Here is a 13,603-nt window from a genome sequence, read left to right as displayed (position 1 = left end):
TAAGCCCCGCATTCGGCAATCGGCCGGGGCTCTGCCCTGTCATTGCCGTAATCCGGAGTATCGTAAAGATAAGATCATTAATCGGCATTTAACTAAAAACGTCCTCAAATAAGAGCCTCCGCATTTCGGCGCCACCGCGAGGTGGTCAAGTCCGGGCAAGCGAGAAGGCATAGAGTTGAGATCGAACAGGACGCGGGGTGGATGACTTACTGGACCTATGCGCCACAGGATTTCACGTCGTTTAATCGACGGGGGTTTTTCCGCAGAGTTCTTTCCGAGGCAGCGCCTGGCGCTGTTGTCCTCGGCCTCGCGGCATTAGCCGGCGCCTGGATCGTCTACGTTCACCCGGACGCGCAGATCAGGGTCGTTGAAGCGCCAATCGAAGCTCCCACCCTCGAGGCGGCTTCCCTCCTCAGGCCGCAAGTCGCCGCCCAGGCCGTCAGGACACCGGCCGCTCCGGTGCATGTCGCGGCGAATGTCTACAGCCCGTTTATCGACCCCACCTTTTCGTTGAAGGCGGCCCGCGCCTCCTTCGCGCAGAGCGCGCCCCTGGCGTCCACGTTTGGGGAAGACCCCGAGGCCCTTTCGCCGTCCCGCGTTGCCGCGATCCCGACCCAACTCGCCGCGATCCCGATGCCGCCGGTCGAGCCGCAAGCGCTCGTCGCGCCCCGGGTTCCGGCGGATGACGTCGATACGCAGGATAAATCGGCGCAGGACGATCAATCGGGGAAGGAGAACGTGCTTCCCCTTTCCGGCGATCAGAACCTCGCCGCCAGCGCACCGCTGCCGCCGGCCCATATGGTCGCCAGCGTACCGCTGCCGGCGCCGCGCCCCGATGGCCTCGTCGTTCCCGAGGCTGAAAATCACACCCGCGTCGCCGTCCGTCAGGCGCCGCAACCGAAAGAAACCACGCAGGTCGCTGCCGCGCCCACCCCGCCGCAGGATCACAATTCCTTCTTCGACAAGCTTTTTGGCGGCATCAACCGCCCGTCCGGTCAGGCGCTCGCCTATGCCGAATCGGAGGACGGCGTCGTCGATACGTCGAAGCCCGTGGCGGCGGTCCTTTCGCCCTACGATCACTATACGGCCGTCTACAATATCGCGACGCATACGGTTTATCTGCCCGATGGGCGTCGGCTTGAGGCGCATTCGGGCCTCGGGGAAGCCTTCGACGATCCGCGCTATGTCCGCCAGAAAATGCGCGGGCCGACCCCGCCCGGCGTCTATGACCTGCAGCCGCGCGAGCAACTCTTCCACGGTGTCGCGGCGCTTCGGCTGGTCCCGGTCGGCGGAGATCCCTATGGCCGCGTCGGCCTTCTCGCCCACAGATTTATGCTTGGACCGCGCGGCGATTCCAACGGCTGCGTCTCGTTCCGCAATTACCCGGCCTTCCTCGACGCTTTCCGCAACGGCGAAGTCAGACGGCTGGTGGTGGTCGCCGGGCTCTGATCCGGGCCCACCGGCCCTGCATTCTCAAATCTTCCGCGTCTCCGGCTCACGATAGAGCACAAAGACCGCTGCCGCCTGAAGCAGCGCGAGCACGAGTGGCCCGATCGATTTTCCGGCGTCGTGCTGGGCAAGACCGACGAAGAAATCCAGAAACTGGATAATGCCGGCCAGCGTGCCGAGGACGATCAGCGTCGCGCGCCAGTTCTTGAAAATCGCGATCAGCACAAACGCGGCGAGCGGCAGCGTCCGCGCCGCCGCATACATCGCGAAAACACTCGCCGCAGGCGTCGGCGCAAATCCGGCCGGCAGGATCGCCTGCGGACGCAGGAGACCGGCGAGGGCGAACCCGCTCGCCACCAAAACATCGAGCGCGGTCACCGCCTTGGCGAGACCCGTGGATGTGCTCATGATCGCTCTCCGTGAAAGCCGCGGTTGCGTCCGGCAGACGCCGCGCTGCGGCGCGGGTGCCGCGCGACAGGCAAACGTCAGAAAAATGCGCTAGTCATGGCGCGGGAAGTCCGGCTTCAGAGATCTTATGCAAGAGCAAGTTTTGCCCGCGAAGACAGAGACCACTCCGTCGCTCCGCCATCTCATCGCCGATGCGCGCATCCGCGCCATGTTCGGGCTCGGCTTCAGTTCGGGCATTCCGTTTCTGCTCGTCTATGTCACGCAATCGGCGTGGCTTTCGGAAGCGAAAGTGCCGCTCGCGATCATCGGCATGATGAGCGAGCTGACTCTGGCCTACAAGTTCAAGTTCGTCTGGGCGCCGTTCATGGATCAATATGACGCGCCGCTTTTCAGCCGCTTGCTGGGGCGGCGGCGCGGCTGGATCGTCACCGCGCAGATCGGCGTCGCGCTGGCGCTCATCGGCGTCGCGTTCGGCGATCCCGCGCACTGGCTCGCCTGGACGATCTTCTTTTCTCTGGCGCTCGGCTTTGCTGGCGCGACGCAGGATATCGTCATCGACGGCTGGCGCATCACCGTCGCGCCGCCGGAGAATGCGGGCCTCATGTCGTCCTGGTCGGAGATCGGCTGGCGCATCGGCGGTTTCGTTTCGGGCGCGGGGGCGCTTTATATCGCCGATGCCTTCGGCTGGCGCGCCGCCTATCTCTCGATGGCCGTCTGCATGCTGCCCGGCATGATCGCGGCGCTGCTCGCCCCCGAGCCGCCCTCCGATCTGCGCCCGCATGCCAGAAGCGATGGTTTCGTCGCGACGATCGTCGCGCCGATCAAGGAGCTTCTCACCCGTCTCGGCACGATGGGCATTCCCATCCTGCTGCTCGTCGCGGGTTTTCGCATGCCCGGCTATCTGTCGAGCGCGATGGCGATGCCGCTGTTCAAACATCTGCATTATTCGGATGCGGATATAGCAACGGTGACGAAGCTCTTCGGCTTCTGGGTCGCGCTGGCCGGCACGTTCACCGCCGGCATCATCATCACCCGGCTCGGCATCATGGCGACGCTCATCATCGGCACCGTCTTCGCCTCGGCCTCGCATCTCGCGCTCGCCTATCTCGCCGCTTATGGCGGCCACGGGCACGACTTCTGGCTCTTCGCGACAGCAGTCAGCATCGACAGTTTCGCCTATGCCTTCGCCTCGATCGTGCTCATCACCTATATGTCGACCCTCACGGCGACGGAGCACGCGGCGAGCCAATATGCGCTGTTGACATCGCTCTGCGCATTGCCCGGCAGCCTGCTCGCCGGAACGTCCGGCTTCATCATCGAGCGCGAGGACTTCACCTGGTTCTTCATCGAGACGTCACTGATCGGCATCCCGGTGGCGCTGCTTGCGCTTTATGTCTGGCACAGACATTTGCGCGAGCGCGTGCAGGCGCCGGCATGAGCCGGGAACCGCAGCCGCGGCGCGGCGTTAAAGCCCGGCGTGGCGACAGATTATATTCATTCTAAAGTCGTCGCGCCCTAAACGGGAGAAGCGCCGATGACCCAATCCACACCCTGTTCGTGCCGTGCCGAAACCGTGACGCTTGAGACGCAGGCACTTTCGCGCCGCACCCTGCTGAGCGGGGCGGCCTTTGTCGCAAGTGCCGCGGCGGTCGGCCTCATGCCGCTGCGCGCCCGTGCGCAGCAGAAAGTCGCGCAATCGGCGGCGCAATATCAAGACTCGCCGAAGAACGGCCAGCAGTGCAGCACCTGCTCCCACTTCCAAGCGCCGGGCTCCTGCGAAGTCGTCGACGGCACGATCAGCCCGTCCGGCTGGTGCGCGCTCTACACCAAGAAGGGCTGAGCGCAGCGCCGGCGCAAAGCCCTATTTCTTGTGCAGTTCCTTGTTGGCCTTGGCGTCGATCTTGGTCTCTTCCGACTTGCTCATGCGCCCGGCCTTGACGGCCTGCGCCGCGCGGGCCTTGGCGTTGGCCGCATGGGCCTTGTCCTCGACCGGATAGGAGCGGCCGGGGCCAGCGAAATCCTTGGCCGGAAGTTCATCGCGACCCTTGCTTGTGAGCTTGCTCATCGATTTTCCTCCCTAGACCGCTTTCAGGAAAAGTGGAAACCGGTTTTCCGTCCGAAAGCGGTCTAAATATTTGAATTGGAGCGTTTTCATAACGCGAACCGGTATCCACTTCGCGTGAAAACGCTCTAGAGGGCCGCGCATAAAGCGCGGGCCTAAAACAATGCGGTCAAGGCCATCTTTGTTCCGGCTCAGGCGCGCTTGACCTCGAGCACTTCGCCCGGCCGCACGACGAAGGTGCGATTGCTCTGGAAGATGCGCACCAGCGTGCGCGGGTCGGCGCTCAGCCGCCGCAGATCGGCGGCATAGGGCTTGCTGCGCCAGGCATCGGCCGCGCCGCGATCGACATGCACATCGACAAAGCGGTCGAAGGCCGCATCGTGGCCGCCGGTGATCTGCACCACCATTCTGGCTTTCAGCGGCGCCCAATGCTCGCCGGCCGCCGGGTCCGCCAGCCAATGGCAGGAGAAGGTCCGGCAGGTTTGGGGCCGGCTGTCATAAATCGTGCAGCCGCCGGCGCCTGGCCGGCAATGCGCGCACCATTGATCGTGCGGCTTTTCCAGCGCGGCGATGGGCAAAAGCTTGCAGCAGAGCGAGCAGGCGCCGCACGCGCGACGCGGATGGACAGATTTGTCCAATACCCACGGCCCGCGCGCCTTGCTATGTCTGCGCCTGTCCAACGCGGTGATTCGACCCGTGCCAGACTTTTCGGCCTTTTCAATCAAAACGAAGCTCGATGACGGCAGGCCCGTCACGCTGCGCGCGGTGCATCGCGACGACGGCCCGCGCATCCGCCGCGCCTTCCACACCTTGGGGTCGGAGACGATCCACGCGCGCTTTTTCGAATATCGCGCCGAAGTCACCGAAGCGGAGCTGGCGCAGATCACCGGCGTCGATTTCAAGCGCGACGCCGCGCTGCTGGTGACGACAGGCGCCGGCGTGGATGAGGTCGTCATCGGCGGCGTCAGCTATTTCGCGCTCGATGATTTCGATCCGCCGAAGCGCGCCGAACTCGCCTTCACCATCGTCGATGGCTATCAGGGCCACGGCATGGGCCGCGTGCTGATGCAGGAGATCATCGAGATCGCGCGCGCCAACGGGATTCACTATCTCGAAGCCGATTTGTTCGCCGACAATATCCCGATGCTGCACGTCTTCCAGCACGCCGGTCTCCCACTCGTTCTGCTGCGCGAGGAAGATACGATTCATATCCGGCTGGAGGTGAGGGGGGCTTAAGCCTTCGACCTCGCCGTCCGTCATGGCCGGGCTTGTCCCGGCCATCCACGCGGGTCATCCTGAAGCGATGCGGGGAGGCTGGGTCTACATCATGACCAACAAGCCGAACGGCACGCTTTATACCGGCGTGACGAATGACCTTTCGCGCCGCGCCTATGAACATCGGACAGGTCTTTATCAAGGCTTCACGAAGCAATACGGGCTCATACGTCTCGTGTATCTCGAACGCTATGATGATATCCGCGCAGCGATTCAGCGCGAACGCAATATGAAGCATTGGCCGCGTGCGTGGAAAGTGCGCTTAATTCTCGAATCCAATCCCGATTGGCGCGATCTTTACGACGATCTTGCGTGAGCACCACGGCGTGGATGGCCGGGACAAGCCCGGCCATGACGCGTACGGAGATGAATGGGTTGAGCAGAGTGGTGGTACGAGGCCGGACTAGACGGCTTTTCGACTTTGCCGTCATGGCCGGGCTTGTCCCGGCCATCCACGAAATCCTCAGTCCCCCTTCAGCACCATGTCATCCCGGTGGATGAGCGCCGCGCGGCCCGGCGTGCCGAGCAGGGTTTCGATCTCGGCTGAATTGTGCCCGGCGATCTTGGCGGCTTCGTCGGCGTCGTAATTGGCGAGGCCGCGGCCGAGTTCGTGGCCGTCCGTATCGCGGATGATCACGCAATCGCCCCGCGCGAATTCGCCCTCGACTTTCGTGACGCCCGCCGGCAGCAGGCTCTTGCCGGAAAGCAGCGCCTTCACCGCGCCGTCATCGACCGTCAGCGCGCCGCGCGCGATCAGCGTGCCGGCGATCCATTTCTTGCGCGCCGTCACCGGCGTCGCGCTTGTGAGGAACCAGGTGCAGGGGCCGCCCGATTCGATCCGCGCGATTGGATGCTCCACGCGCCCGTCGGCGATGATCATATGTGTGCCGCCGCCGGTCGCGATCTTGGCCGCCTCGATCTTGGTGCGCATGCCGCCGCGCGAGAGAATGGAGGCCGCGCCGCCTGCCATCGCCTCGATCTCCGGCGTGATGCGCGGCACCAGCGGGATGAGCTTCGCGCCGGGGTTCTCCGCCGGTGGCGCATCGTAGAGACCGGCGACATCGGAGAGCAGGATGAGCAGATCGGCGGACGCCATAGTTGCCACGCGCGCCGCCAGCCGGTCGTTGTCGCCATAGCGGATTTCGGAAGTCGCGACCGTGTCGTTCTCGTTGATGACGGGCACAGCGCGCAGGTCGAGCAGGCGGTCAATGGTCGCGCGGGCGTTGAGATAGCGCCGCCGCTGCTCGGTATCGTGATAGGTGACTAGGATCTGCCCGGCTTTGATGCCGCGCGCGCCAAGCACTTCCGACCAGATGCGCGCCAGCGCGATCTGGCCGACGGCGGCGGCGGCCTGGCTGTCTTCGAGCTTCAGCGGACCGCCCGGCAGGCCAAGCACGCTGCGGCCGAGCGCCACCGAGCCGGAGGAGACGACGAGTACATCGGCGCCGATCTTGTGCAGCCCGGCGATGTCGTCGGCGAGGGCCGCGAGCCAGTCGCGCTTCACCGCGCCGCGCGCGGGGTCGACAAGCAGCGACGAGCCGACCTTGATGGTGATGCGACGAAACTGGACGAGCTTTGGCAGCGCCTGCGCGCCCTCGGCAAAGCTCATGGGTGCCACTCCGCCGCCTTGGCCGGCGTGGGGTTCTCGACCGTGCGCTTGGCGTCGATCTCTTTCTGCAGGGCGCGCAAAACCTCCTGCACGTTCTGGCCCGTTGCCGAGGAAAGCGCGAGCGGCGTGCGCTTGGCGGCGCGTTTCAGCCGCGCCAATTGCGTCTTCAGCGTTTCGGCATCGACCGTGTCGATCTTGGAGAGCGCGACGATTTCCGGCTTTTCGGTCAGGCCCGCGCCATAGGCCTCGATCTCGTGGCGCACGGTCTTGTAAGCTTTGCCCGCATGTTCGCTGCCGGCATCGACGAGATGCAGCAGCACTTCGCAGCGTTCGACATGGGCGAGGAAACGGTCGCCGAGGCCGACGCCTTCATGCGCGCCCTCGATCAGGCCGGGAATATCGGCGAGGACGAATTCGCGCCCGTCGCAGGCGACGACGCCGAGCTGCGGCGCGAGCGTCGTAAAGGGATAGTCGGCGATTTTCGGCTTCGCGGCCGAAACTTTGGCGAGAAAGGTCGATTTGCCGGCGTTGGGCAGGCCGACAAGGCCGGCATCGGCGATGAGCTTCAGGCGCAAGATCAGCGTGCGCTCCTGCGCCACCTCGCCCGGGTTGGCGCGGCGCGGGGCGCGATTGGTCGAGGATTTGAAATGCGTATTGCCGAAGCCGCCGTTGCCGCCCTTGAGGATGCGCACGCTCTGGCCGATTTCGGTCAGATCGGCGATCAACACGCCCGCTTCGGCGTCGTAGATTTCGGTGCCGACCGGAACTTTGAGGACGGCGTCCGCACCCCGCGCGCCGGCGCGGTTCTGGCCCATGCCGTGGCCGCCGGTCTTGGCTTTGAAATGCTGCTGATAGCGATAGTCGAGCAGCGTGTTGAGGCCGTGGACGCAAAGGGCAACGACATCGCCGCCGCGGCCGCCGTCGCCACCGTCCGGGCCGCCGAACTCAATGAACTTCTCGCGCCGGAACGAGACCGAGCCGGCGCCGCCGGCACCGGACTTCACATAAATCTTGGCTTCGTCGAGAAATTTCATCGGGCGCTGGAATCGGTTCGCGCGCCAATCCCTCTCCCGTCCGGGAGAGGGGGGCGCTTAACATTGATGCTTATTGCTATCGGATCAGCCAGGCGCGCGGTCAAGCACCGCCGTCTCCCTCGCGTCGCGCTGGTGCGTCATGGCGGGCAGGGCGCGGCCCGCCGTCCGCCAGTGCGCGCGGTCGAGCTCGAAGCGGTCGCACGGGTGCAGGCCGCCACGGGCGGGGAGCGGGTCGAGGCCCGTATCGACATAGACGAAGCCGCTCTTCTCCAGTACCGCGCGGGAGGCGGGGTTGTTGACGCGGGTATTGGCGAGAATCCGCTGCGCCGGGGTCAGCGCGAAGACGGTGTCGACGAGGATTTGTGCCGCTTCGCTGGCATAGCCCTGGTCCCACATCTCGGGGGCGATGGCATAGCCGATCTCCGCCTCGCGCTGCCCTTCGGCAATCGCCGAGACGAGTCCGACCACGGTCCGCGGTCCGCCCTTGAGGGTCAGAGCCAGATGCAGCGCCCGGCCGGCAGCATTGTCCGCACGCGCCTCGAAGATGAAGCGGTCGGCTTCCTGGGCCGGGTAGGGATACGGGATCGCCGCCGTCATCTGCGCCACCTCGGGCCGCGAGGCGAAGGCAGTGATGGCGGCCGCATCCGCGGCGCGCGGCCAACGCAGCCACAGCCGCTGGGTTTCGAGGCGGAAAACGTCGTCGCGTGTCAGGTCCGGGAACATTTTGATCTCCGGGGACCCTGCCGGGTCCAAAAATAAAGGGGATGGTGGTCTCCCACCTCCCCCTATCAAAAACCCTGCCGGGTTTTTCCTGGACCTGACGTCAGCCTATTCGGGCTGCGGACTGTCCACCGGGTTTGCTGGGAGCCGGTGGAGTCCTTTTGAACACCACCGTTATTCTTGTGCCTCGGCACGTTGGGCCGGGATGATCTCGACGCTCGCACGACACGTGGCGCTGGCCCTAAAGTGCACCGTGCCATCGACGAGGGCGAACAAGGTGTGATCCTTGCCGATGCCGACATTGACGCCGGGATGCCATTTGGTGCCGCGCTGGCGCACGATAATGTTGCCGCCCACGACGGATTCGCCGCCGAATTTCTTCACGCCGAGACGTCGGCCTGCCGAGTCGCGACCGTTGCGGGACGAACCGCCTGCCTTTTTATGCGCCATCTTCCTGGCTCCGAACTTCGCCCTCGCGCCGCGCCTGGCGGATCATCGAGGACATTATGATTCTAAACCTTTCCGCCATCGGCGGAAGCTCGACTTAAGGCCAACCCGACTCAGGCGACGCTGGTGATCTTCACCCGCGTCAGATCCTGCCGATGGCCACGCTTGCGCTTCGAATTCTGGCGCCGGCGCTTCTTGAAGGACAGCACCTTCGGGCCGCGCTCCTGCGCGACGATGGTGCCGACAACCTTGGCGCCTTCGACGAAGGGCGCACCAAACCTGGTCGTCTCACCGTCGACAAGCAGCAGAACATTATCGAAGGTCACGGCATCGCCCGGCTCGCCGGGCAAGGTCATGACGATAATCTCGTCGTCTGCGGCAACGCTGTATTGCTTGCCGCCGGTCTTAATCACTGCGAACATCTTTGCCTCGTGTTCGGCCCGGCTCGGAGGCTTTCCGGCCGGCTTTTTGACAGTTTATGTGGCTGGGCTCACGGAAATCCGAGCGGAACCGCCCGATTCCAATGAAAAAACGCGGCATTAGCCGCGCGATCCGGGCGGAGAAGTAACTGCCGGCCGAACATCTGTCAACCGTAATCCGGCAGGCGTCAGCGCCGCATTTGGGCCATTTTCCCGAGGCTTCGTCAACATTCCAAGAAAATCAGCCGGTTCGCCGGAACGCCTGTAAGCTTCGGGCAATATTCCGCGGACCATGAACGTTGCGCCACGCCGCAAGGCAATTGGCCTGACGCCCGGCGGGGCCTAAGGTGCCGCTGGCTCGCCAATTACGAGGGGAACTTGTCGGGCGTATGGACACGCTGACCGCCCATAGCCGTCTCGATTTTTCGCAGGCGGTCGGAGATCTCGGGCTGGAGCCCGCGATCGAGGTTGGCGGCCATCAGCGAAGTCCGCTCGAGCGGCGGCACGTCTCGATCCGCTGGTTCGGCGGTACGATCCTCACCGCCTTTGCCGGGGCGGTCCTCATTGGCGCGGCAATTTATGCGGCGCTCGACCGCCAATCGAATTTCGCCGAGGCGCCGGCGCCGGCGCTTGCCACCCATAAAGAGGCCGAGACGGGCATCAACCCAAGTAAGGGTGACCGGCTGGTCAAAGCCGTCGATATTGTCGCCGACAAGCAGACCTATAGCGCGCCGACGACGATCAAGGTCGGCGACAAGGAAGTCATCCGCCTCCATTCTTTCACCCACGTGGCGACGACCCTGGTGACGACGGAAGCGGGCTTCGCCGACGAAGTGCCGCCCTATGATCCGTTGAAATTGCTGGCCGACGCGCGCAAGGCGGTCAACGAACCCGTCGTCACCGATCAGGGCGACTCGGACGTCGCTTTCACCGTCCACGATCTGCCCACCGATAAAATGTCGTCAACGGCGGTTTTATCGCTGCCGGAGGTTCAGGCGCAGGTGGCCGAAGAGGTCAATTCAGAGCAGACAGCCGGCGGTGGCGACCATTTGTCGTTGCCGCCGCAGCTTTTGCTGATGCGCACGAGCCGCGCCGGCATGTTCAGCGCCTTGCCTTATGCCAACCCCAACGACCCACTGTCCTCCTCGCCGTTCTCGCAGATCGAGGTGCGGATGGTGCCGGAAAATGTGACCGTTGTTCCCCGCACCACGTCGTTGCAGCAGCCGACGGAGATGGAGGAGCGGCTCATCATCGTCCGCCACGGCCAGACGCTGGAAGATGCGTTGCACGGGGCCGGCATCGACGATTCAACGGCCGCGCAGGTCGCCAATGCCTTTGCTCCCAAGCCGGGCCAGCCGGCAGTGGCCGAGGGCCGGCGGCTCAAATTGCTGATGGCCGATCTCAATGGCTCCGGCAACGGGCAGACGCTCGCCCGGCTCTCGGTCTACAACGACGAGACGCTGGAAACGACAATCGCGATCACGGATGGCGGGAATTATGTCCGCGTCGAAGATAACGATGAGGACAACGACGAGAAGGCCGCCGCCACCGCCAATAACGACACGGACGAGGGGGGCATGCGGCTTTACGATTCGCTCTATGAGACCGCGCTCAAGCAAAACATTCCCAAGCCCGTCATCGACGATCTCGTTCGCATCTTCGCCAATGACGTCGATTTCCAGCGTTCGGTGACCGGCGGCGATTCCTTCGAGGCTTTCTACGACAATGGCGCGGAGGGGGAGCAGCGGGACGAACTGCTTTATGCCTCCGTCATCGCCCGCAACGAAACCTATCGCTATTACCGCTTCCAGACGCCGGACGATGGCCTCGTCGATTTCTATGACCGGAACGGCAAGTCGTCGCGCAAATTCCTGATCCGCACGCCGATCGTCGGGGCGCGCGAAACCTCGCCCTTCGGCATGCGGTTTCATCCAATTCTCGGCTATACCCGCATGCATACGGGCGTCGATTGGGCGGCGCCGATCGGCACGCCGATCTTCGCCGCCGGCAATGGCGTCATTGAATCAGCGGGTTGGGATTCAGGCTATGGCCGCCGTGTCGTCATCCAGCATGCCAACGGCTATATGACGACCTACAACCATATGTCGGGTTTTGCCAGATCGATCGCCAATGGCGTGCATGTGCACCAAGGCCAGGTGATCGGCTATCTCGGCGAAAGCGGCCTCGCGACGGGGCCGCACCTCCACTACGAGGTTCTGGTCAACGGCCATTTCGTCGACCCGATGCGGGTGCGGCTGGCCCGGACGCGGGAATTCGACGGCAAGATGCTCGCCGCGTTCAAGCGCGAGCGCGATCGCGTCGATGCGCTGATCGCCAGGGCGCCGAACAGCGGCGCCTTCAACACCGTCCGCGAAGACAAATAGCGCCGTCCCTTCCGCCGGTTGAGCGTAAAAATACTGTCATTAACGAAAATTTCGCTCTGTTTTGCGCACCCGCGAAAGTGCGCTATATCGGCTTATGGCGCGCAACACGAAGCACATAAGACGTGCGGCCCGGACGGCCCATTCGCGGCCGCCGAAAACCGCACCGCAGGCGAAGGATGTCGCGCAGACAGCTGGGATGGGGCACAATCAGATGAAGCCGACGCTGATCATGGTTGGGGCGGACAAGGGCGGGGTCGGCAAAACGACGGTCGCGCGCGCGCTTCTCGATTATCTCGCCAGCAATAATGTCATCGTCCGCGCCTTCGATACCGAGACGCCGCGCGGGACGTTGCAACGCTTCCATCCCGAGATCACCCAAGTCGTCGATATCAATCAGACGCCGGACCAGATGCGTATCCTCGATACGCTCAATACCTCGCAAGTGAAGGTGTCTCTCATCGATACGCGCGCCGGCGCGCTGGCTTCCAGCCTCGCGGCGCTTCGCGATGTCGGCTTCCTCGATGCGGCGAAGGCGGGCGATTTCAACTTCGTCCTGTTTCATATTCTCGGCCCGTCGATCGCCTCGCTTTCGGAAATCAGCGAAACGGCGCCTTTTGTCACCGACGCGCATTATTTCCTCGTCAAAAATTACGTCAACGACTCGACTTTCTTCGATTGGGATCCGGCGACATTGCAGACCTATTTCGGCAAGGTGAAGAACGCGAGCGAGGTCACGATCCCCAAGCTCAATGCGATGGCCTATGAGCAGGTGGAACTCGCCGGCACGCCTTTGTCGAGCTTTGTCGCCGACAAGACCGCGTCGGGCGAACCGGCGAACCATTCTTTCACTCTGCGTGGTTACGTGCGTACATGGCAAAACAAGAACGCGGAAGAGTTCGACCGAATCCACTTGCTCGATCTCATCAACGGCCGGGGTTGATCTTCAAGCCTCACGCGCGGCGCTTTTGGACGGTCCTCGGGCGATGACCGCTCGGACATTCGTCTTCATCGTCTGTTCGCTCTCCGGGCGCGTCGGCAAGACGACGGCGGCGCGCCTGCTCGGCGATTATTATCTCGCCAGCCGCCGCGATTTCCGCGGTTTCGATACCGACGCCCACGAGCCGGATTTCGCGCTGCGCTTTTCCGAGCGCGTCGCCATTGCCGATCTCAATACGATTCAGGGCCAGATGGCGCTGATCGACCCGTTGCTCGCCGATGACGGCGTGCCGAAGATCGTCGATCTCTGGCATCGCACGCTGGAACCCTTCTTCGCCGTCATCGACAATACCGGCTTTATCGCGGAGGCGCTGGCGCGCGGCGTCGAGCCGATCCTGCTCTATGTCGACGACGGGACGCCGCGGACGGCGGAAGTGACCGCCAGGATCGCGGAACGCTATCCCGACCTGCGGCTCATCCTCGTCGAGAACGAGATCGTGGAGCGCGAGGCCGCACCCGAGGCAAGGCCGCTGACCGCACACAGCTTCAGGATCGGCAAGCTCGATCCGACCCTGCGGGCGACGATCGACGATCCGGGCTTCTCGCTCTCACGTTTCATGCTCGCGCCGCCGCCCGACATGTCGATCGTGCTGCGCGCCGCCCTGCGCGATTGGGTCTGGCGCATATTCTCGCAGTTCAAGAGCTTCGAGCTTCGGATGACGCTGAGCGAGACCGAGCACCTCGGCTGATCCCGCAGCGGGATTTCCCCTCGATCTGTTGCCGCCGAGGCATCGGCCTTGCGTGGCGTGAGTCGGAAGGGCGGTCTGCGTCCCACTTCGGGACGGAATTGGGTCGCGAAG

Annotated in this window: 16 protein-coding genes; 8 read left to right on the top strand and 8 right to left on the bottom strand. The window is 63.9% G+C overall.

Annotated elements, in window-relative coordinates; genetic code table 11:
- The first annotated feature begins 201 nt into the window (after positions 1–201).
- Complete coding sequence (locus CWB41_RS02450; protein ID WP_245411179.1) at positions 202–1,449, top strand: tlde1 domain-containing protein; 1,248 nt, start codon at positions 202–204, stop codon at positions 1,447–1,449.
- A gap of 24 nt (positions 1,450–1,473) precedes the next feature.
- Here CWB41_RS02450 and CWB41_RS02445 read toward each other — a convergent pair whose 3' ends face one another.
- Positions 1,474–1,857, bottom strand: coding sequence for a hypothetical protein (locus CWB41_RS02445; protein ID WP_115835578.1), 384 nt, complete (start codon positions 1,855–1,857; stop codon positions 1,474–1,476).
- Between the two features lie 127 nt (positions 1,858–1,984).
- Here CWB41_RS02445 and CWB41_RS02440 point away from each other — a divergent pair, with 127 nt between their 5' ends.
- Complete coding sequence (locus CWB41_RS02440; protein ID WP_115835579.1) at positions 1,985–3,295, top strand: AmpG family muropeptide MFS transporter; 1,311 nt, start codon at positions 1,985–1,987, stop codon at positions 3,293–3,295.
- Between the two features lie 96 nt (positions 3,296–3,391).
- A complete protein-coding gene (locus tag CWB41_RS02435; protein ID WP_115835580.1) occupies positions 3,392–3,697 on the top strand; it encodes a high-potential iron-sulfur protein in 306 nt (101 codons plus the stop codon).
- 21 nt (positions 3,698–3,718) lie between these two features.
- Here the strand turns inward: CWB41_RS02435 and CWB41_RS02430 are convergent, their stop codons facing one another.
- Positions 3,719–3,922 carry a hypothetical protein gene (locus CWB41_RS02430; RefSeq protein ID WP_115835581.1) on the bottom strand — a complete coding sequence of 68 codons (204 nt, stop codon included), beginning with the start codon at positions 3,920–3,922 and terminating at the stop codon, positions 3,719–3,721.
- 188 nt (positions 3,923–4,110) lie between these two features.
- Positions 4,111–4,557, bottom strand: a complete 447-nt coding sequence (locus tag CWB41_RS02425) for a YkgJ family cysteine cluster protein (RefSeq protein ID WP_165203936.1) — start codon at positions 4,555–4,557, stop codon at positions 4,111–4,113.
- Between CWB41_RS02425 and CWB41_RS02420 the strand changes: the two genes are divergently transcribed.
- Both CWB41_RS02420 and CWB41_RS02415 read left to right on the top strand, forming a co-directional pair.
- Positions 4,550–5,155 carry a GNAT family N-acetyltransferase gene (locus CWB41_RS02420; protein WP_165203933.1) on the top strand — a complete coding sequence of 202 codons (606 nt, stop codon included), beginning with the start codon at positions 4,550–4,552 and terminating at the stop codon, positions 5,153–5,155. The two genes, CWB41_RS02425 and CWB41_RS02420, sit on opposite strands and share 8 nt — an antisense overlap.
- 22 nt (positions 5,156–5,177) lie before the next feature.
- The gene (locus tag CWB41_RS02415) at positions 5,178–5,510 is read left to right on the top strand and encodes a GIY-YIG nuclease family protein (RefSeq protein ID WP_115835584.1); all 333 of its coding nucleotides are present in this window, start codon (positions 5,178–5,180) and stop codon (positions 5,508–5,510) included.
- A gap of 147 nt (positions 5,511–5,657) precedes the next feature.
- Here CWB41_RS02415 and proB read toward each other — a convergent pair whose 3' ends face one another.
- From proB to rplU, 5 genes are all read right to left on the bottom strand, one after another.
- A complete protein-coding gene (gene proB / locus CWB41_RS02410) occupies positions 5,658–6,803 on the bottom strand; it encodes a glutamate 5-kinase (RefSeq protein ID WP_115835585.1) in 1,146 nt (381 codons plus the stop codon).
- Positions 6,800–7,837: a GTPase ObgE gene (gene obgE / locus CWB41_RS02405; protein ID WP_115835586.1), complete on the bottom strand. Its 1,038-nt coding sequence runs from the start codon at positions 7,835–7,837 to the stop codon at positions 6,800–6,802. The genes proB and obgE overlap by 4 nt, the downstream gene beginning before the upstream one ends.
- An 84-nt stretch (positions 7,838–7,921) precedes the next feature.
- Positions 7,922–8,560, bottom strand: a complete 639-nt coding sequence (locus CWB41_RS02400) for a GNAT family N-acetyltransferase (RefSeq protein WP_115835587.1) — start codon at positions 8,558–8,560, stop codon at positions 7,922–7,924.
- Between the two features lie 171 nt (positions 8,561–8,731).
- On the bottom strand, positions 8,732–9,007 hold the full coding sequence (gene rpmA, locus CWB41_RS02395; protein WP_115835588.1) for a 50S ribosomal protein L27: 276 nt from the start codon (positions 9,005–9,007) through the stop codon (positions 8,732–8,734).
- Between the two features lie 110 nt (positions 9,008–9,117).
- Entirely contained in the window at positions 9,118–9,426 is a 309-nt protein-coding gene (gene rplU / locus CWB41_RS02390) for a 50S ribosomal protein L21 (RefSeq protein ID WP_115835589.1), read from the bottom strand.
- A 386-nt stretch (positions 9,427–9,812) separates the two neighbouring features.
- Here rplU and CWB41_RS02385 point away from each other — a divergent pair, with 386 nt between their 5' ends.
- From CWB41_RS02385 to CWB41_RS02375, 3 genes are all read left to right on the top strand, one after another.
- Positions 9,813–11,807: a M23 family metallopeptidase gene (locus tag CWB41_RS02385; RefSeq protein ID WP_115835590.1), complete on the top strand. Its 1,995-nt coding sequence runs from the start codon at positions 9,813–9,815 to the stop codon at positions 11,805–11,807.
- Positions 11,808–12,018: 211 nt separating this feature from the next.
- The gene (locus tag CWB41_RS02380) at positions 12,019–12,747 is read left to right on the top strand and encodes a P-loop NTPase family protein (RefSeq protein ID WP_115836319.1); all 729 of its coding nucleotides are present in this window, start codon (positions 12,019–12,021) and stop codon (positions 12,745–12,747) included.
- 43 nt (positions 12,748–12,790) lie between these two features.
- Complete coding sequence (locus CWB41_RS02375; protein WP_115835591.1) at positions 12,791–13,492, top strand: P-loop NTPase family protein; 702 nt, start codon at positions 12,791–12,793, stop codon at positions 13,490–13,492.
- The last annotated feature ends 111 nt before the right edge of the window (positions 13,493–13,603 follow it).

The organism is Methylovirgula ligni, from assembly GCF_004135935.1.
GTDB classification, from domain to species: domain Bacteria; phylum Pseudomonadota; class Alphaproteobacteria; order Rhizobiales; family Beijerinckiaceae; genus Methylovirgula; species Methylovirgula ligni.
Note: the sequence above shows the minus strand (reverse complement) of the source record. Positions and strands in the feature narration are given on the sequence as shown.